19 protein-coding genes are annotated in these 16447 nt (G+C 62.8%); 9 read left to right on the top strand and 10 right to left on the bottom strand.

Going from position 1 to position 16447, the window contains the following annotated elements; translation table 11 throughout:
* The first annotated feature begins 11 nt into the window (after nt 1-11).
* A complete protein-coding gene (locus tag NDO48_RS09900) occupies nt 12-1079 on the top strand; it encodes a DUF2865 domain-containing protein (protein ID WP_267321408.1) in 1068 nt (355 codons plus the stop codon).
* Here the strand turns inward: NDO48_RS09900 and gltX are convergent.
* Nucleotides 997-2370 carry a glutamate--tRNA ligase gene (gene gltX, locus NDO48_RS09895; protein ID WP_267321407.1) on the bottom strand — a complete coding sequence of 458 codons (1374 nt, stop codon included), beginning with the start codon at nt 2368-2370 and terminating at the stop codon, nt 997-999. The genes NDO48_RS09900 and gltX overlap by 83 nt on opposite strands.
* Before the next feature lie 178 nt (nt 2371-2548).
* Nucleotides 2549-4351: an ABC transporter ATP-binding protein gene (locus NDO48_RS09890; protein WP_267321406.1), complete on the bottom strand. Its 1803-nt coding sequence runs from the start codon at nt 4349-4351 to the stop codon at nt 2549-2551.
* Between the two features lie 338 nt (nt 4352-4689).
* Here NDO48_RS09890 and NDO48_RS09885 point away from each other — a divergent pair, with 338 nt between their 5' ends.
* From NDO48_RS09885 to NDO48_RS09875, 3 genes are read left to right on the top strand one after another with little or no spacing between them, the layout of a single operon-like run.
* Complete coding sequence (locus NDO48_RS09885; protein ID WP_018428174.1) at nt 4690-5004, top strand: ArsR/SmtB family transcription factor; 315 nt, start codon at nt 4690-4692, stop codon at nt 5002-5004.
* On the top strand, nt 5001-5381 hold the full coding sequence (locus NDO48_RS09880) for an SRPBCC family protein (protein WP_267321405.1): 381 nt from the start codon (nt 5001-5003) through the stop codon (nt 5379-5381). The genes NDO48_RS09885 and NDO48_RS09880 overlap by 4 nt, the downstream gene beginning before the upstream one ends.
* Before the next feature lie 35 nt (nt 5382-5416).
* On the top strand, nt 5417-6037 hold the full coding sequence (locus tag NDO48_RS09875) for an ATP-dependent Clp protease proteolytic subunit (RefSeq protein ID WP_018428176.1): 621 nt from the start codon (nt 5417-5419) through the stop codon (nt 6035-6037).
* A gap of 3 nt (nt 6038-6040) precedes the next feature.
* Here the strand turns inward: NDO48_RS09875 and NDO48_RS09870 are convergent, their stop codons facing one another.
* Genes NDO48_RS09870 through NDO48_RS09855 form a run of 4 tightly spaced genes read right to left on the bottom strand, consistent with a single transcriptional unit; the run spans nt 6041 to nt 10200 of the window.
* Entirely contained in the window at nt 6041-7282 is a 1242-nt protein-coding gene (locus NDO48_RS09870; RefSeq protein ID WP_267321404.1) for an MFS transporter, read from the bottom strand.
* Between the two features lie 7 nt (nt 7283-7289).
* Nucleotides 7290-7709, bottom strand: coding sequence for a GNAT family N-acetyltransferase (locus NDO48_RS09865; protein WP_267321403.1), 420 nt, complete (start codon nt 7707-7709; stop codon nt 7290-7292).
* A gap of 44 nt (nt 7710-7753) precedes the next feature.
* On the bottom strand, nt 7754-9433 hold the full coding sequence (locus NDO48_RS09860; RefSeq protein ID WP_267321402.1) for an NAD+ synthase: 1680 nt from the start codon (nt 9431-9433) through the stop codon (nt 7754-7756).
* Nucleotides 9434-9486: 53 nt separating this feature from the next.
* The gene (locus tag NDO48_RS09855) at nt 9487-10200 is read right to left on the bottom strand and encodes a DNA-3-methyladenine glycosylase I (protein WP_267321401.1); all 714 of its coding nucleotides are present in this window, start codon (nt 10198-10200) and stop codon (nt 9487-9489) included.
* A gap of 120 nt (nt 10201-10320) precedes the next feature.
* On the opposite strand from NDO48_RS09855, the gene NDO48_RS09850 reads away from it, so the two are divergent.
* Together NDO48_RS09850 and NDO48_RS09845 are read left to right on the top strand one after the other, a co-directional pair.
* Nucleotides 10321-10884: a DUF1003 domain-containing protein gene (locus NDO48_RS09850; RefSeq protein WP_267321400.1), complete on the top strand. Its 564-nt coding sequence runs from the start codon at nt 10321-10323 to the stop codon at nt 10882-10884.
* Nucleotides 10881-11462, top strand: coding sequence for a DedA family protein (locus tag NDO48_RS09845; RefSeq protein WP_267321399.1), 582 nt, complete (start codon nt 10881-10883; stop codon nt 11460-11462). Before NDO48_RS09850 ends, NDO48_RS09845 begins: the two co-directional genes overlap by 4 nt.
* On the opposite strand, the gene NDO48_RS09840 is transcribed toward NDO48_RS09845, so the two are convergent.
* From NDO48_RS09840 to NDO48_RS09825, 4 genes are all read right to left on the bottom strand, one after another.
* Complete coding sequence (locus NDO48_RS09840; protein ID WP_267321398.1) at nt 11459-12052, bottom strand: hemerythrin domain-containing protein; 594 nt, start codon at nt 12050-12052, stop codon at nt 11459-11461. The genes NDO48_RS09845 and NDO48_RS09840 overlap by 4 nt on opposite strands.
* A 40-nt stretch (nt 12053-12092) precedes the next feature.
* Nucleotides 12093-12452, bottom strand: a complete 360-nt coding sequence (locus NDO48_RS09835; protein ID WP_018428184.1) for a diacylglycerol kinase — start codon at nt 12450-12452, stop codon at nt 12093-12095.
* A gap of 50 nt (nt 12453-12502) precedes the next feature.
* Entirely contained in the window at nt 12503-13300 is a 798-nt protein-coding gene (locus NDO48_RS09830) for a DODA-type extradiol aromatic ring-opening family dioxygenase (protein WP_267321397.1), read from the bottom strand.
* Nucleotides 13301-13404: 104 nt separating this feature from the next.
* Nucleotides 13405-13785 (bottom strand): GFA family protein, encoded by a 381-nt coding sequence (locus NDO48_RS09825; RefSeq protein ID WP_416377191.1) that lies wholly within the window; start codon nt 13783-13785, stop codon nt 13405-13407.
* A gap of 370 nt (nt 13786-14155) precedes the next feature.
* On the opposite strand from NDO48_RS09825, the gene NDO48_RS09820 reads away from it, so the two are divergent.
* The 3 genes from NDO48_RS09820 (at nt 14156) to NDO48_RS09810 (ending at nt 16420) form a co-directional block, all read left to right on the top strand.
* Nucleotides 14156-15226: a GGDEF domain-containing protein gene (locus NDO48_RS09820; protein ID WP_018428187.1), complete on the top strand. Its 1071-nt coding sequence runs from the start codon at nt 14156-14158 to the stop codon at nt 15224-15226.
* A gap of 83 nt (nt 15227-15309) precedes the next feature.
* Nucleotides 15310-15690: an MbcA/ParS/Xre antitoxin family protein gene (locus tag NDO48_RS09815; RefSeq protein ID WP_026227235.1), complete on the top strand. Its 381-nt coding sequence runs from the start codon at nt 15310-15312 to the stop codon at nt 15688-15690.
* Nucleotides 15650-16420, top strand: coding sequence for an RES family NAD+ phosphorylase (locus NDO48_RS09810; protein ID WP_267321396.1), 771 nt, complete (start codon nt 15650-15652; stop codon nt 16418-16420). The genes NDO48_RS09815 and NDO48_RS09810 overlap by 41 nt, the downstream gene beginning before the upstream one ends.
* The last annotated feature ends 27 nt before the right edge of the window (nt 16421-16447 follow it).

The following is a 16447-nucleotide window of genomic DNA, read 5'->3' as shown; positions in this document are numbered from 1 at the left end:
CGGGGAGCTGCATGTTCGGACGCAAGACAGGCAAGACGACAAGCAAACGGGCGGCGGCCTGGCCGATGGCATTGGCCCTGTCGCTGCTTGCCACGGCCCAAGCGCTCGCAGCACCGCCCGAATGCGCGTTGCTGAAACGACAACTGGCGCAATTGTCCGGCAGCGTCGTGCAGCTCGATGAATATGGCAACGCCGCCGACACGCAGCGCGACCAGATCGACCTTGCCCGGATCAGGGCAGCCGACCTCGGTTGCGACCGCGCTGTATCGGGCGAAACCGTCGCGGCCTGCGCCGAGCTCAACGCCAGGATTTCGGCGATGCAGGACAATCTCGGCAGGCTCGAGCAGAACGGCGCGACCGCGCCGAGCAAAACCGACAGGCGCGAGCGCATCCGCATCCTCGATGCGCTGGAGCTTGCCGGCTGCAATGCACAGACACCGGAAGAGGCCGCGGCGGCCAGCGGCGAAGAGGATCCGCTCGACGAGCCATCGGATGTGACGATCATCCGTGGCGGCGCGGCGGAAAGCCTGAGCTCCAACGAAAGCTATCCGCAGCACATCGTGATCGGTCGCAGCAATGAGCCGGCCACGGGCGAATACCGGACGCTGTGCGTGCGGACCTGCGACGGCTATTCGTTCCCGATGTCGAATGGGGCCGACCTGCAGGATTTCCAGCGCGACCAGCAGAACTGTGAAGCCAGTTGCCCGGGAACCGAGATCGAGCTGTTCTACCATCTAAGGGACGGCCAGCCGCAGGAAAGCATGGTGTCGGCACGCTCCGGCCAGCCCTATCGCAACCTGCCGACAGCCTATCGCTACAAGCGCGTCGACCTGCCACGCGTGCCCTCATGCGGCTGCAACATCAGCCAGAACAAGGATTTTTCCATCCTGGCAGGCGAAGGCCGTGCGGTGACGGCCAAGCCGAAGCCGGCGGCAGTGGCCGAACCGGCACCTCCAGCGGCCAGCCCGAGCCAGCCGCCGGATCCCAACCGCAAGGTCAGGGCCGTCGGGCCAGAGTTCCTTCCCGACCCACAAGGGGCAATAGATCTGCGAGCTCCGGGCCAGACTCCAGCCCGGTAAGGGCCAGCCTGAGCGGCATGAACAGCGCCTTGCCCTTGCGGCCGGTGGCCTTCTTCACGGCTCCCGTCCAGTCCTTCCAGACATTGCCGTCCCACGGCTCATCGGGCAGCAGGTCGAGCGCCTGGCCGACAAACTCGCGATCCTCGTCACCGAATTCGGCAGCGGGCTGCGGTCCTTCGCGCAGGATGCGCCACCAGGTGGTGGCATCCGAGAGCTTGTCGAGATTGCCACGCACCGCCAACCAGAACGGCTCCGCGTGATCGCCGCTGATGCCAAGCAGCATGAGACGGTCACGCACCTCGGCAAACGACATGTGATGCAAAAGCGCGCGGTTGAGCACCACGAGTTCGTCGGGATCGAACTTGGAAGCCGATTTGGAGGTCGCCTCCGGATCGAATTTTTCGGCAAGCTCAGCGAGGCTCGGCGTCGCCACCACGTTCTCGGAGGTACCGACCAGCACCGCCAGTGACGCCACCGCCATCGGCTCGATGCCGCTTTCGCGCAGGCTTTCGATGGACAGAGCCCCGGTGCGCTTCGACAGCCCCTCGCCCGAACTGGTGGTCAGGAGATTGTGGTGGCCGAAGGCAGGAGCCTCTGCGCCGAGCGCATGGAACAGGGCGATCTGCACGCCTGTGTTGGTGACATGGTCATCGCCGCGGATGATGTGGGTGACGCCCATCTCTATGTCATCGACGACAGATGGCAGCGTGTAGAGATAGGTACCGTCCTCGCGCACCAGAACGGGATCGGAAAGCGACGCCAGGTCGACCGTCTCCTCGCCGCGAACCACGTCGTTCCAGTGGATTTCGGTGCGCTCCGTCTCGAACGGATCGGACTTGAAGTTGGGCAGCAGGAAGCGCCAGTGCGGCCGGCGGCCGTCATGCTCGTATTCGGCTCGGTCAGCGGCGGAGAGCTTCAGCGCCTCCCGGCCGTAGACCGGCGGCAAGCCACGGGTACGGCGCACCTTGCGGCGCAGGTCGAGTTCCTCAGGCGTCTCGTAGCAGGCGTAGAGCACGCCGGCGGCCTTCAGCTTTTCGACGGCGGCATCGTAGCTTTCGAAACGGCGCGACTGATATTCGGTCTGGTCGGGGAAGATGCCGAGCCAGTGCAGGTCGTAGAGGATCGAGTCCGCAAACTCCTGACGCGAACGTTCGACATCGGTGTCGTCGAAGCGCTGGATGAAGCGGCCCCTGTTCTTCACGGCGAAGAGCCAGTTGAACAAGGCCGTGCGCGCATTGCCGATATGGATGCGGCCGGTGGGCGAAGGGGCGAAACGAACGGTAACTGTCATGTTTGGGGCGTAGCGGATGGCTCTGGCGTTGACAAGGCAGCCCCCGCTCCTCGCCCAAGACATAGAACATGCCTTCGGCGATTGGAAGCCGGCCATAGGATGGCCAGGAACGCGAACGGGCCGCATTTCGTGGCCCGCTGCATTGTCAGGACTTCAGCGGAGCGGCATGCACCCGGGCTCAGACCAGCCCCTTGGTGAGTTCCAGTGCCTGCCGCTCGAACAGGCGGCGGTAGATGCCGCCGTCGCGCCGAACCAGTGTCTCGTGCCGGCCCTCCTCGACGATCTCACCACGATCGAAGACGAGTAGCCGGTCGAGCGCCCGGACGGTGGACAGCCGGTGCGCGATGATCAGCGTCGTGCGCCCGACCATCAGGCGTTCCATCGCCTGCTGGATCAGCACCTCCGATTCCGAATCGAGGCTCGAAGTCGCCTCGTCGAGAATCAGGATCGGTGCATCGGCCAGGAAGGCGCGGGCAATCGCCACGCGCTGGCGTTCGCCGCCCGACAGCTTGACGCCACGCTCGCCGACCAGCGTGCCATAGCCCTTGGGCAGCCGCTGGATGAAGTCGTGCGCGCTGGCGAGTTTCGCAGCGTGCTCGATCTCGGCCTGTGTCGCACCCGGCCTGGCATAGGCGATGTTCTCGGCCAGCGAGCGGTGGAACAGGATCGGCTCCTGCTGCACGATCGCGATTTGCGAACGCAGCGAGGACTGCGTCGCCTTGGCGATGTCCTGCCCGTCGATCACGATCCGGCCGTCGCCGACGTCGTAGAGCCGCTGGATCAGCTTGACGAAGGTCGTCTTGCCCGAGCCGGAGTGGCCGACAAGGCCGACACGTTCGCCCGGCTTGATCGACACCGAGAAGTCCCGGTAGAGCGGGTTCGCATGCGTTCCGTAGTGGAACGTCACATGCTTGAACTCGATGCCGCCATCCCGGATCTGGATCGGCTTGGCGCCGGGGCGATCGGCAACACCGAGCGGTTGGCCCTGGATGTCGACCAGTTCCTCCATGTCGTTGACCGAACGCTGCAGGTTGCGGATGTGCATGCCGACATCGCGCAGGTAGCCCTGCAGCAGGAAGAACGAGGTCAGCACGAAGGCGATGTCGCCCGCGCTCGCCTGCCCGCCAGCCCACAGCATCAGCGCAAAGCCGATGATCGCGGCACGCAGCAGGACAAGCGTGATGTTCTGCGACGTGCCGTTGATGGTGCCGCGCATCCAGGTGCGCCCCGTGCGGTGACGCCACTTGCCGATCACCTTGGCGAGCCGGTTTTCCTCGCGCTCCTCCGCGCCGAACGCCTTGACCACGGAGTTGCAGCTGACGGCATCGGCAAGCGAACCGCCGAGCCGCGTGTCCCAGCTGTTGGCCAGGCTTGCCGCCGGCGCAACAAAGCCAAGCGACATCAGCACCGTCTGCGCGATGAAGACGAGCGAGCCCGCAGCAATGATCAGGCCCATCATCGGCCAGTGCCAGCCGAGCAGGATGGTCGAGCCGAGCAGCATCACGAAGGACGGCAGCAGCGCCACCAGCAGCGTGTCGTTGAGCAGGTCGAGCGCCCACATGCCGCGCGTCACCTTGCGCACGGTCGAGCCGGCGAAGCTGTTGGCGTGCCAGTCGGTCGAGAAGCGCTGGACGCGATGAAACGCATCCTGGGCGATGTCGGACATCATTTTGAGCGTCAGCTCGATGATGCCGGCAAAGGCAAAGTGACGGAACACGAGCGAGCCTGTCGCCAGCGCGAGCAGCGTGAAGAATGCCGTCAACGCCGCATTCCATGCCACCTCGTCGGTGGCAGCACCGCTGGCCACGGCGTCGATCAGCCGGCCCGAATAGAGCGGCGTCAGGACGTCGGCCATGGTCGAGATGAGCACGGCCGCCGAAATCAGCACGAGACGCACCGGCTGGCGCTGCCAGTGCCTGAAAGTGAATCCGAGAACGCTGCGGAACGCTCCGCCGCGCAGGTCGATACGAATACGAGCCATGATGCATGAGACGTCGAAAGCCGACGCCATCCCTGGGAAAATATGTTCAAAGGCGCGACGAATAATTCTTGCGAAATCAGGAAGTCGCGGTGCGGCGGCGTCAGGAAAAACAAGCGCCGGAGGCGGTTCGCGAGGTCAACGACCTCGGCGTGAACCTCGGGAGGACATGTCATACTCTGGCATTCAGACCTCCCTGCTAGTGGCCGCGAAGAGTTTGCTTATAACCGAGCATTTTTGCTTAGCCAAGCCCCGCTCTGGACCGAAGCCTGTTGTGCCAGTTCAGCGGCCGGTCGGGGTGGCACTTGCGCAACAGATAAGTCTATGCTTATCTCAAATCCATGAACGAATCCGACGTCTTTCGTGCCCTCTCCGATCCGACGCGCCGTGCCGTGCTCGATCGCCTGCTCGCCGGCGAAAAGAACGCGACCGAACTGCGCGAAGGCCTCGAAATCTCGCAGCCTGCCGTGTCGCAGCACATTGCGGTGCTGCGCGGCGCCGGATTGATCAATGAAGAACGGGCCGGCCGCCACACCAACTACAGCGTCAACCCGGACGGGCTGAAGCCGCTGTTCGACTGGCTGACCCGCTACCGCGCGTTCTGGCCGGATCGCGTCGAACGGCTGAAGACCCTGCTCAAGGAGATGGACCAATGACGGACTTTCTCGAGGCTGAAGACCGGAGCGATGCGATCGTCGTCGAATGCGAGCTGGAGGCCGAGCCGGAAAAGGTCTGGCGCGCGCTGACGGTGCCGGAGCTGGTGTCGGCCTGGCTCGACGTGCCCGTTGCGGACAAAGTGACTGCAGATACGACTGGCCCTGCCTACCGGATCATCGAGGCGCTGCCCTTCTCGCGGGTTCGCTACGCCTGGAACGACGCCAGTGCGAGCGAGCCCGAAACCTTCGTGACCTTCGACCTGGAGGCCCAGCCGGGCGGCGGCACATGGTTCCGGCTGACCCACAGCGCCGAGCCGATAAGAACCATTGCCGCGCCGGCGAATTCGAACAGCCCGCCGCTGATGCGCGCCGCTTAAGCTCAAGCAACTCAATCACTGAAAGGAACTCGCGCATGCGCGACACGATGCAGCTCGTCCCTATGGTCGTGGAACAATCGCCGCGTGGCGAACGCTCCTTCGATATCTTTTCCCGGCTCCTGCGCGAGCGGATCGTCTTCCTCAACGGCGAGGTCGACGACAACTCGGCCTCGCTCATCTGCGCGCAACTGCTATTCCTAGAGTCGGAAAATCCGACCCGCGAAATCTCGTTCTACATCAATTCGCCCGGCGGCGTGGTGAGCAGCGGCTTTGCGATCTACGACACGATGCAGTTCATCCGCTGCCCTGTGTCGACGCTGTGCATGGGCACAGCGGGGTCGATGGGCTCGTTCCTGCTGATGGCCGGCGCTCGCGGCCGGCGCATCGCCTTGCCCAATGCGAGCGTGATCCTGCACCAGCCCTCCGGCGGCTTCCGCGGCCAGGCCTCCGACATCGAGCGCCATGCCGAAGACATCCTCAAGCTCAAGCGGCGCATGACGAGGCTCTACGCCGAGCATTGCGGGCGCACCGAGGAGGAAGTGGCGCGGGTGCTTGACCGCGATTTCTTCTTCACGGCGGAAGAAGCCAGGGACTGGGGCATCGTCGACCACGTCTATGATCGCCGCGAAACCGTCGAAGGCTTTTCCGCGAAATAGCGGCTACACGCCAACCGCAACAGGGATTGCCAGCTCCTGGCTTCGCGCGCGGATCCGCCGCGAAGCCAGGAGCAGGACGAACGAGATGGCGAAGCAGTAGATCGCCATCGCCACGATCTGGGCCGGGTAGCTGACGCCGCCATCGATCAGGAAGCCGGTCAAGCCGGGCCCGATTGCCGACGCGAACACGCCGGCGGAAACGATAAGGGCCCTGATCGAGCCCAGGTGCTTCAGGCCATAGACTTCGGGCCAGACGGCGCCGAACAGCGTCGTCGACAGACCGTTGGAAATGCCGAGCAGCGCCATGAAGCCGAACGCGCCCCATTGCGCGTCGACGAGGCCCAGCAACAGACAGGCGAGCCCCAGAGGCAGCAACACGAAAGGCAGCAGCGCCACCCCGGAAAAGCGGTCGATGAGCTGGCCGACAACCAGCGTGAAGACGGCATTGACCACCGCCGCCACCAGAAAGGACGAGGCGAACACCTCCAGCGACCAGCCGCGCAATTCCACCAGATAGACCTGGTGGAAGAACAGGGTCGTCACGATCAGCCCCGGCGCCATGACGCCGAGAAGCAGCAGATAGAACACAGGATCGCGGACCACCTCAACCCGCGTCCAGTCGCGCGCATCTATCCGTGGCACCTCTGGATCGGACGAGCGCGGTTTTCTGTCCTCAGCAACCAGCAACGCGATTGCCGGCACGGCGATCAACGCCAGCGCTGCGGTCGCCAGCAGCCAGCCGTTGCGCCAGCCAACCGAGGCGGCGATCAGCACGAAGCCCATCGGAATGACGGCGTCACCTGCATTGTGGCCGAGAATAACAGCTGAAAGCGCCCGCCCCCTTTGAGCGGAAAACCAGCGCGCCGTCGCCGTGTAGGCGGCATGCACCATCATGCCCTGGCCAAACAGGCGCAGCAGATAGATTGTCACAAACAGCAGGACGAGGTGCCGTGACAGCGCCATCGAGGCGCTCGCAAGCGCCAGCATCGGCACGACGAACAGCACCACTTTCCGCACACTGTAGCGGTCGACGATCTGGCCAAGCCGCGGCAGGCTCAAGGCGCTGGCCAATGTGGCAAACATGTAGAGCGTGCCAAATTCGCCATGCGACAGGCCATAGTCGCGGCGGATATCGCCGGCCGACAGCGCGATGAACGACGTCATGCCGAAGGTCGAGAAGAAGGTGAGCAGAAAACCGCCTGTAAGCCAGCGGCTGTTGTCGCGAAGGAAGGAAAGATAGCCCACGCCGCGGCTATGCTTGCGCGACCGGCTGCCGCGCGAAGCGCATGTACATGCCGTCAGCCGACGTCACGAAGCCGAACCTTTCGTAGAGGCTGTGCGCGTCGCTGGTGCGCAAGCTCCAGCCGGTCACGCTTTGCAGCTCCGGATGGTCGAGCAACGCCTGTATCAGCGTCTTGCCGATGCCCAGCCCGCGATGTTCGGCCCAGACGATGACGTCGCAGACATAGGCAAAGCAGGCATAGTCGGTGACAACGCGCGCGAAACCCACCTGCTTTCCGTCGAGATAGGCGCCGACACAGAGCGAGTTATCAAGCGCGCGGCGATTGAGATCGTCATTGCGCGCGCCCCCCCAGTAGCTCTGCCTGATCTCGTCCGAGGTCCTGTCGAAGTCGATCCGTGAAAGGTCGAAGCTGATCTCGATCACAGCCATGGCCGTCCTCTAGTGAATGCCTGATCTCGTATCGTTTCAGCTGGTTAGCCGCGATCCCTGAATCTGTTCGTGATCGGATAGCGCCGATCGCGGCCAAAATTTTTCTTGGTGATCTTCACCCCAGGCGCCGCCTGCCGACGCTTGTATTCGGCAATGTAGAGCAGGTGCTCGATGCGGTGCACGGTGTCGCGGTCGTGGCCGCGTGCAACGATTTCGTCGACGCCCATCTCGTTCTCGACCAGGCACTCAAGGATGTCGTCCAGCACCGGATAAGGCGGCAGCGAATCCTGGTCGGTCTGGTTTTCCCGCAGTTCCGCCGACGGCGCCTTGTCGATGATGTTTTTCGGAATGACCTCGCCCGAAGGCCCGAGCGCGCCCGGCGGCACATGCGTGTTGCGCCAGCGCGACAGCGCGTAGACCTGCATCTTGTAGAGGTCCTTGATCGGATTGAAGCCGCCATTCATGTCGCCGTAAAGCGTGGCGTAGCCGACTGACATCTCGCTCTTGTTGCCTGTCGTGACCACCATCGAACCGAATTTGTTGGACACCGCCATCAGGATCGTGCCGCGGGCGCGGCTCTGCAGGTTTTCCTCGGTGATACCTTCCTTGGTACCCTCGAACAGCTGGGTGAGCGCATGCGAAAAACCGTCGACGGGCTCGTGGATCGGCACGATGTCATAGCGGCAGCCGAGAGCACGGGCACAATCCTCGGCGTCCTTGAGCGAATCCTTCGACGTATAGCGATAGGGCATCATGATCGCCCTCAGACGCTCCTCGCCAAGCGCGTCGACGGCAAGCGCTGCGCAGATCGCCGAATCGATGCCGCCGGACAGGCCGAGCACGACGTTCTTGAAACCGTTCTTGTTGACGTAGTCGCGCAGGCCTAGCATGCAGGCGCGATAATCGGCCTCCTCGCGCTCGGGAATCTTCGACATCGGGCCTTCGACACAGGCCCAGCCCTCGCCATTTCGCTTCCACGTCGTGATCGCCACCGTTTCCTCGAACTGGCTCATCTGGAAGGCCAGCGAATGATCGGTGTTGATGGCAAAGGATGCGCCGTCGAAAACGAGCTCGTCCTGGCCGCCAAGCTGGTTGGCATAGAGCAGCGGCAGGCCGCTCTCGATCACCTGGCGGATCGCCACCTGATGGCGCACGTCCATCTTGGCGCGGTAGTAGGGCGAGCCGTTGGGCACCAGCAGGATTTCGGCGCCGCTCTCGGCCAGTGTCTCGCAGACGCCGAGCTCGCCCCAGATGTCCTCGCAGATCGGGATGCCCAGGCGCACGCCACGGAAATTGACCGGACCGGGCATATCGGGACCGGCCTGGAAGACCCGCTTCTCGTCAAACTCGCCGTAGTTGGGCAGGTCGACCTTGAAGCGCTCGGCAATGATCTTGCCCCCGTCGGCGATGATGACCGAGTTGTGCAGCCCGCTCTTGCGCCTGAGCGGCACGCCAATGATGACACCAGGCCCGCCGTCGCCGGTTTCCTTGGCGAACTCCTCGGCCGCGCGCTCGCAGGCGGTAACGAAGGCCGGCTTCAGCACCAGATCCTCCGGCGGATAGCCGGCGATGAACAGTTCGGTGAACAGCACGAGGTCGGCACCCTGCCGCGCCGCATCCGCTCGTGCTTCGCGCGCCTTGGCGATGTTGCCGGCGACATCGCCGACCGTCGGGTTGAGCTGGGCAACTGCAATGCGCAGGATATCGGGAGTTTTTTTCGTCATGTCAGCGGTTTAGCCTGCGTTGTGAAGTCGGGCAATGCAGTTCGATTGGGCCATCATTCGTCCATATAAGCGCGCAATTCGTCGGCCGGACGATTGGTCCCGATCGACATCGACAGGATGCGCGAAATATGGGCCCGCGGCAGCTTGGTATCTTGCGCCCACGCGTTGATCTGCGCCTGCACCTTGGCGAGATCCTTCTTCGACGATGCGGCATCGCCGATATCGAGCCCGGCATCGCGCAATGCCAGGATCATGTCCTGTGACAGAATGAAAGTATCCCAGCCAAGCCAGCGGAGAAGATACTGGCCGGTATTGCCACCGAGCCGGCTGCCATGCTTGCCGAGATAGGCCGTCAGCCCGATCTGGTCGTCGGCCGGCCAATCAGCCAGGAACCTGCCGAAGCCGTCATGTTCCTTCGACACGCGCTCGACGAAGGCAGCGTTTTCGTGAACCGACCTGATCTTCTGGGGATTGCGCACGATGCGCTTGTCGGAGGCAAGCTCGTGCCAGAAGTCGTCGGGCTGGAACAGCAGCCGTTTCGGCTCGAACCCAAGGAAAGCTTCCTCGAAACCCGGCCATTTCTGCTCGATGACACGCCAGACGAAGCCGGCGGCGAAAACGCGCTCCGCCATAGTGGAAAGGATCCGGTCGTCCGAAATCCTGGCGAGCGCCACATTGTCGGGCACCGGCCCGAGCAGCGACTTGAGCACCGCCTCGCCGCCTTTACGCTCGGCGGCCCGAGCCCTGATCTTGGCAAAGTCCGGCATGACGTTTCCTTCATCCACATTGGGCAACAGCGCTTGCCAACCGCATTGTGGCGCCGCGTGCCATTATCTTCGTATAAGGATACGCGGCTGCCAAGCTGGCGCCATCACTCGGAGACGACGATGAACAAGACCGTGGCGGATCTGGCGGGGCGTTGGCTGACGCGGACGCCGGAGCATTTAAGCGAGCTTGAGCACAAGGTTCTGCAGAGCGCAATCGAGCGCAAGCCGGTTTCCCGCAACGTCAACGAAAGCATTGCTCATTGTGAACGCAGGGGTGACCGGCTGGCCGACGGCCTCGCGCGCGTTGGCGGCTCTTGGAGTTTCATCCTCGCCTTCCTTGCCTTCCTGGTGCTCTGGACGCTACTCAATGCCTGGCTCTTGGGCCGCGACGCCTTCGACCCCTACCCGTTCATCTTCCTCAACCTGGTGCTGTCGATGCTGGCTGCCATCCAGGCCCCGATCATCATGATGTCGCAAAACCGCCAGGCCCAACGCGATCGCGTCGACGCTGCCCACGATTATGCGGTCAATCTCAAGGCCGAGATCGAGATCATGGCGCTGCACGAGAAGCTCGACGAGATTCGCTTCCAGGAAATCATCCTGCTGCGCGAGCAGGTGAGCGACCTCACCGCCCAGATCAAGCGCATCGCCGACGCCTCCGCAGTCCAGTCGCCTATTCAATGATCGGAACGCTCCACCATCTCGTCGCCCATTACGGCCTGCTGGCTGTCTTCATAGGCTGCATGGCCGAGGGCGAAAGCTTCGCCATCCTGGGTGGCTTCTTCGCCCACCAGGGGTTCTTCGAGCCATGGAATGCATTCGCGGTGGCAGCCGTCGGTGCCTTCCTCGGCGACACGCTCTTTTTCGTGCTTGGCCGCCGCTTCTCCAACCACAAATGGGTCAGGCTCTTACGCCGCAGGCCCGGCTTCAGCCATGCCTTCCGGATGGTACAGGCGCATCCCTACCTGTTCGTGCTCGGCAACCGCTATGTCTACGGCATGCGGCTCGCCGGTGGCATCGCCGCCGGCTTGTCACGTATCCCGGTGCCGCTGTTCCTACTATTGAATGGCCTGTCGGCGTTGGCCTGGGCCGGCATCTTCGTCAGCCTGGGTTATGTCTTCGGCCTCGGCGCCGAGCACATCCTCGGCGATACGCTGAAGGCACATCACCGGCTGTTCCTGGGGCTTGGCATCGGTGTCGCGGTTGCACTGGCAACATGGTTCCTGGCCCACCACATCGCCCGCAAGCAGCCCAAGGACTAGTCCGACCCAAGGAGCTCGCGGTCGCCGCGATCGAGGATCAGCGGAATGATCAGGTCTTCCTCGTCATCGAGGTGCCGGGTCAGCATCGCCACCAGCCGTGCATTCTCGTCGGCGTAGGCGTCCGCAGCGAAACGCTGTTTGTCCTGGCTTTCCTGGAGCGCGCTGATGAACGCATTGGCCGAGTGTGCGTTGCGCTCCAGTGCCTCATGGATGAGATGATGGTCGGCGTCGAGAATATCGAACCCGCGCTTCAGCCTGCTCTCCACCTTGGCAAAAACAGGAAAATAGTGATGGTCCTCGACATTGTGGTGGCCGTCGAGGTTGCCTAGGAAATGGTTGAGACGTGGTGCGAACCAGCGGGCGAACTGCGCGGCGTCCATGCGGCCCTCGCGATAGTCGCCAATGCCAGAGGTCAGCATGCCGCCCAATTCGCGGAACATGTCGTGCCGCTGCAGCCACATCGACGCCATGCCATGGACGTTGTCATGGTCTAGCCAGTTCTCGCGCGGATACTTGGCGACGAGCCAGCGCAGGTCCTCGGGCAACCCCGCCCTGGATTCGAGATGATGGATATCGGCTTGGTCAGCCATGTCGGTCTCCTTTGGTAACCGACATGTAGGTACGCGTCCTTCAGATCGGAAGGCCGAACAGACGCTCGGCGATGGCGAAGCCCCAGATGCCCAGAACGATGAAGATCGAGATCAGCACGGCGAGCGAACCGCAATCCTTGGCAAGCTGGATGTCGATGTTGAACTCGCGGCTGACGGCATCGCACGCGGCCTCGATGCCGGTGTTGAGCACTTCCACCGTGATCAGGAACAGGATGGCGCCGATCAGCAACGCGTAGCCGCTCCAGGTGCCGGCAACGAACCAGCCGATGGGAAGTGCCACGATCAGCAGCATCACTTCCTGCTGGAACGCCGCCTCGGTGCGGATGAGCCGCGAGAACGCACGCACCGAGTTCTGGAAAGCCTTTACCAGCCGCTCCATGAAATGCCCTTTCAAGTCTGTCGAAAGGGCATCATGTAGCGGCTTGGCGGTCACTCGAACAGATAGGAATCGTTGGCAAAGAAGCCGTGATCGACCGAATCGTGGACACGGCGACCTTTTGCCCCGCTGCCGGCAGCGCCATAGGCAAAGAAGATCGGCATCAAATGCTCGTCCGTCGGGTGGTTTTCCGACGGATACGGGGCACGCTCCTTCCACTGCAGCAGCGCATCGGTGTCACCGGAGCCAAGCTTGTCGGCGAACCATTCGGTGAACGCGGTGACCTTGCCGGCCAGCGCCGGATCTGGCTCGGCGCCATGCCTGAGCGTGGTGAAATAGGCGCGCAGATTATGGGTGATATGCCCGGACCCGATCAAAAGGATGCCCTCCTCGCGCAACGGTGCCAGCGCCTTGCCGATGGCATAGTGCCAAGCCGCATCGCGGCGCGGATCGATCGACACCTGCACGACCGGAATGTCCGCATCGGGGAAGGCCAGCATGAGCGGCGTCCACGTGCCATGGTCGTAGCCGCGCTTCTCGAAAGTGTGCGGCTTGAGTCCGGCAGCCTCGAGCATGCCATACACCTTCTCGGCCAGGGCCGGCTCCCCGGCGGCCGGATAGACCATCCTGTAGAGTTCAGGCGCGAAACCGCCAAAGTCGTAGATCATGCCCGGTTTGGGATCGGTCACGACAGCAACGCCGTCGGTCTCAAAATGCGCGGAAACGATGACGATGGCCTTCGGCTTCGAAATCAGGCCGGAAACACCTTCGAGATAATGGCGCGCCGACGTGTCGGCCAGCACGATGTCGGGGCCGCCATGCGAGATGAAAAGGGTAGGCAACGAGGTCATATTCTTTCTCCTTGCCAGAGATATACGTCCTTGCCACTGTTTCCGGCAGAGCGTCGAAACACGACGAAGCGTTCAACAAATGAGAACGGTCATCGTCTCGCCGATCAATCCTCCAGAACCTTGAGCGATGGCGAAGAGCGATCGTATTTCGGCAGGTCGTCGTCGAGTTCGTAATAGGAGCCCTTGTCGGCTACGAAGATGTGATAGCCGCCCGACAGCGACGACGGCTCATCAAACGAGCCAGCCATGATCGAGACGTAGTTGTCGTCGTTGGGCTTCCAGAACATCACCGACCCACAGCGGCTGCAGAACCCGCGGCGGGCAAAGTCGGATGCCGCATACCAGGTGACATTCTCGCTGCCCTCGATGTCGATCATGTCGTCGCCGACATTGGTCGCGGCGTAATAATGGCCGCTCTGCTTGCGGCACATGGTGCAATGGCAATAAATGACGTCGCGAAGCGCGCCCTCTGCTGTGTAGCGCACTGCTCCACACAAACATGACCCCTTGTGTAGATTCTCCATTGCCGTCCTCTTCTGCTGGCTGTAGGTCGCAGGTTAGCTTCCCTAAAGGTAATATGCACAGGGATTCGCGACATCGGATGTTGCGGCCAGCACAGAGATCGCTTCTGGCACATTGGAATATACACCCTGTGGTAGAAAAACAGGCGAAGTGACCATGCAAATTAAGGAAACTTTAGCCCGCCCGAATTAAGGCTCATACAAGCGACGAAAGCAGAGGGGACCTGCGTCGTTGCCAGCACTCTCTTTCATGCCGTTCACGCCCCCGACCGGCCACTCGCCCGTGCATCGCAGGCGTTTTGGCTGTTGGCCGGCCAACTGAAATGGGAACTAAATGCAACCTGCCGCAGCCCCGACCGATCGAGGCAACGACCTTGCGAGCACCGTCGTGGCGACGATGAGCCAGATGGGTGTCGTCGGCCTGCCGCGCAACTACGAAATCTTCTACGAAGCCCTGACCGGTTCCAATACGGCGTTGAGCCTCGAGGTGATCGCACTCGGCAACCGCCCGACCCAGGAGCAGCTCGACCAGATCGGCCAGAAATTCTTCGCCCAGAGCCATGGCCAGGGCATCGTCGAGCACGCGCGTGAAGTGCTGGCGCGCGAGCTCGAAGGCGTGGCCGGCCTGCTGCGCAACGAGCGCAGCCACATCGAACGCTACGGCAAGGTTCTGGACGAGACGTCGAGCGGGCTCAACAGCCGCACCGCCATGTCGCAGGACCTGCTGCAGAAGATCGTCAGCGTGATGTCGGTGGCGACAGCATCCACGATCGACCACGGCAAACAGTTCGCGACCCAGCTGGGCGACAAGTCGGCAGAGCTCGAGACCGTCAAGTCGAAGCTCGAGGAATACAAGCGCCTGGCCGACACGGACCCCCTCACCCATGTGTGGAACCGCCGCGCCTTCGACAAGCGCATCGCAAGTATCTACAACAACAACAAGGGCATCCTGTTCAGCGCCCTGATCCTGGCCGACATCGACCGTTTCAAGGACATCAACGACCGCCACGGCCACCCTGTCGGCGACAAGATCCTGCGCATCATCGCCGACATCTTCCAGTCCAGCGTCCACCAGGACATGTTCGTGGCGCGCACCGGCGGCGAGGAGTTCGCCCTGATCATCGAAGGCACGACCGAAGACGCCACCTACGAGATCGCCGACCGTATCCGCCTGCTTGTCGCCCAGACCCAGCTGAAGGACATCGAGCCGGGCCTCAACTGCGGCCAGGTCACGGTTTCGATGGGCATCTGCATGGCGTCAGAGGCCGAAAGCCCCGACGACCTCTATGCCAAGGCCGATCGGGCGCTTTATCGCTCGAAGCTGGTCGGCCGCAATCGCGTCACCCGCTATTCGACGATCGCCGAGCGCCAGGGCAAGAGCTGGATGCTGTACAAGAAGGACTGACGGGGTTTTTTGCCCCTGCTTCGACCTGACCCTTTCCATGGGCATTTTTCTGACCTATATTTTCCAGAGAAATGGAGCACCCCATGCGTAGCCAGACAAGTCCGGGACCTTCCGCTGCTCCCGGCGCAGTCATCACCAAGGCAACCTTGCGCGCCGCCGACATGCTCGGTGTCACCGCCAAGGCATTGTCTGCGATCATCGGCGTCTCCGAGGCGACGATTTCCCGTATGCGCCGGCAGGAATTTGCGCTCGAAACAGGCAGCAAGCCGTTCGAACTCGCGGTCCTGTTCGTGCGGCTGTTCCGCTCGCTCGACGCCATCGTCGGCGGCGAAGAGCCTGTCGCCCGCGCCTGGCTGAAAAACGACAACGCAGCACTAGGCGCTGCCCCCCTTGAAAAGATCGCCACCATCACCGGGCTCGTCGATGTCATCGCCTACCTGGACGCCCGCCGCGCTCTCGTCTGAGGCCCGCGCCCTCGAAGGCCGGTGCTGGCGACTGGTGGAGGCGCAGCACCGCGTCTCGACTTTGAAGCTCGTCGACGATCTCGACGAACAGGCAGTGCTCGAGGAACTGATCGAGGCGACCAAGCCCGTTGTTCCCATCGAGTGCCGCAAGCTGCATTACCTGCTGGCGACGCCGTTCCGCTACGGCTCCAACTATCCCACCGGCTCGCGCTTCCGTCGCGCCGGAAAATCGCTTGGTATCTACTACGCCGCCGAGAAGGTGCAGACGGCGGTCGCCGAAATGGCTTTCTATCGCCTGCTGTTCTTCGCGGAATCGCCCGACACGCCATGGCCGAGCGACGCGGCCGAATACACGGCCTTCGCAGCATCGTTCAAAGTTGCGCGCGCGGTCGACCTGACATTGCCGCCATTGTCGGAAGACGCCGAAACCTGGACGCACCCGACGGACTACACTGCCTGCCAGCAACTGACTGACGACGCACGCGAAGCAGCCATGCAGGCGATACGCTATCGCTCGGTGCGCGATCCCCAGGGTGGCGCCAACCTGGCGCTTTTGACCTGCACGATCTTCGCCAAGGCAGCACCTGTCGAGCGCCAGACCTGGCGCATCCGGCTAGGGCCGACAGGCGTGCAGGCAATCTGCGAATTCCCCGAAAAGCGCATCGGCTTCGACCGCCAGAGCTTTGCCGGCGATCCTCGCCTCAAGGATATGCGCTGGACCCGCAAATGAAAAAGGCGCCAGTCGAAACCGGCGCCT

Origin of the sequence: Aminobacter sp. MET-1, from assembly GCF_026521175.1 — a bacterium.
Taxonomy (GTDB): Bacteria; Pseudomonadota; Alphaproteobacteria; order Rhizobiales; family Rhizobiaceae; genus Aminobacter.
The sequence above is the reverse complement of the archived record's forward strand: the minus strand, read 5'-3'. Positions and strand labels throughout refer to the sequence as shown.

Excerpts from the sequence above, each read along its gene's own strand:
- NDO48_RS09875 (WP_018428176.1), top strand. The coding sequence starts at position 5,417 with ATGCGCGACACGATGCAGCTCGTCCCTATGGTCGTGGAACAATCGCCG.
- NDO48_RS09880 (WP_267321405.1), top strand. The coding sequence starts at position 5,001 with ATGACGGACTTTCTCGAGGCTGAAGACCGGAGCGATGCGATCGTCGTC.
- NDO48_RS09865 (WP_267321403.1), bottom strand. The coding sequence starts at position 7,709 with ATGGCTGTGATCGAGATCAGCTTCGACCTTTCACGGATCGACTTCGAC.
- NDO48_RS09855 (WP_267321401.1), bottom strand. The coding sequence starts at position 10,200 with ATGCCGGACTTTGCCAAGATCAGGGCTCGGGCCGCCGAGCGTAAAGGC.
- NDO48_RS09820 (WP_018428187.1), top strand. The coding sequence starts at position 14,156 with ATGCAACCTGCCGCAGCCCCGACCGATCGAGGCAACGACCTTGCGAGC.
- NDO48_RS09850 (WP_267321400.1), top strand. The coding sequence starts at position 10,321 with ATGAACAAGACCGTGGCGGATCTGGCGGGGCGTTGGCTGACGCGGACG.
- NDO48_RS09900 (WP_267321408.1), top strand. The coding sequence starts at position 12 with ATGTTCGGACGCAAGACAGGCAAGACGACAAGCAAACGGGCGGCGGCC.
- NDO48_RS09840 (WP_267321398.1), bottom strand. The coding sequence starts at position 12,052 with ATGGCTGACCAAGCCGATATCCATCATCTCGAATCCAGGGCGGGGTTG.
- gltX (WP_267321407.1), bottom strand. The coding sequence starts at position 2,370 with ATGACAGTTACCGTTCGTTTCGCCCCTTCGCCCACCGGCCGCATCCAT.
- NDO48_RS09810 (WP_267321396.1), top strand. The coding sequence starts at position 15,650 with ATGTCATCGCCTACCTGGACGCCCGCCGCGCTCTCGTCTGAGGCCCGC.
- NDO48_RS09835 (WP_018428184.1), bottom strand. The coding sequence starts at position 12,452 with ATGGAGCGGCTGGTAAAGGCTTTCCAGAACTCGGTGCGTGCGTTCTCG.
- NDO48_RS09890 (WP_267321406.1), bottom strand. The coding sequence starts at position 4,351 with ATGGCTCGTATTCGTATCGACCTGCGCGGCGGAGCGTTCCGCAGCGTT.
- NDO48_RS09885 (WP_018428174.1), top strand. The coding sequence starts at position 4,690 with ATGAACGAATCCGACGTCTTTCGTGCCCTCTCCGATCCGACGCGCCGT.
- NDO48_RS09830 (WP_267321397.1), bottom strand. The coding sequence starts at position 13,300 with ATGACCTCGTTGCCTACCCTTTTCATCTCGCATGGCGGCCCCGACATC.
- NDO48_RS09860 (WP_267321402.1), bottom strand. The coding sequence starts at position 9,433 with ATGACGAAAAAAACTCCCGATATCCTGCGCATTGCAGTTGCCCAGCTC.
- NDO48_RS09845 (WP_267321399.1), top strand. The coding sequence starts at position 10,881 with ATGATCGGAACGCTCCACCATCTCGTCGCCCATTACGGCCTGCTGGCT.
- NDO48_RS09815 (WP_026227235.1), top strand. The coding sequence starts at position 15,310 with ATGCGTAGCCAGACAAGTCCGGGACCTTCCGCTGCTCCCGGCGCAGTC.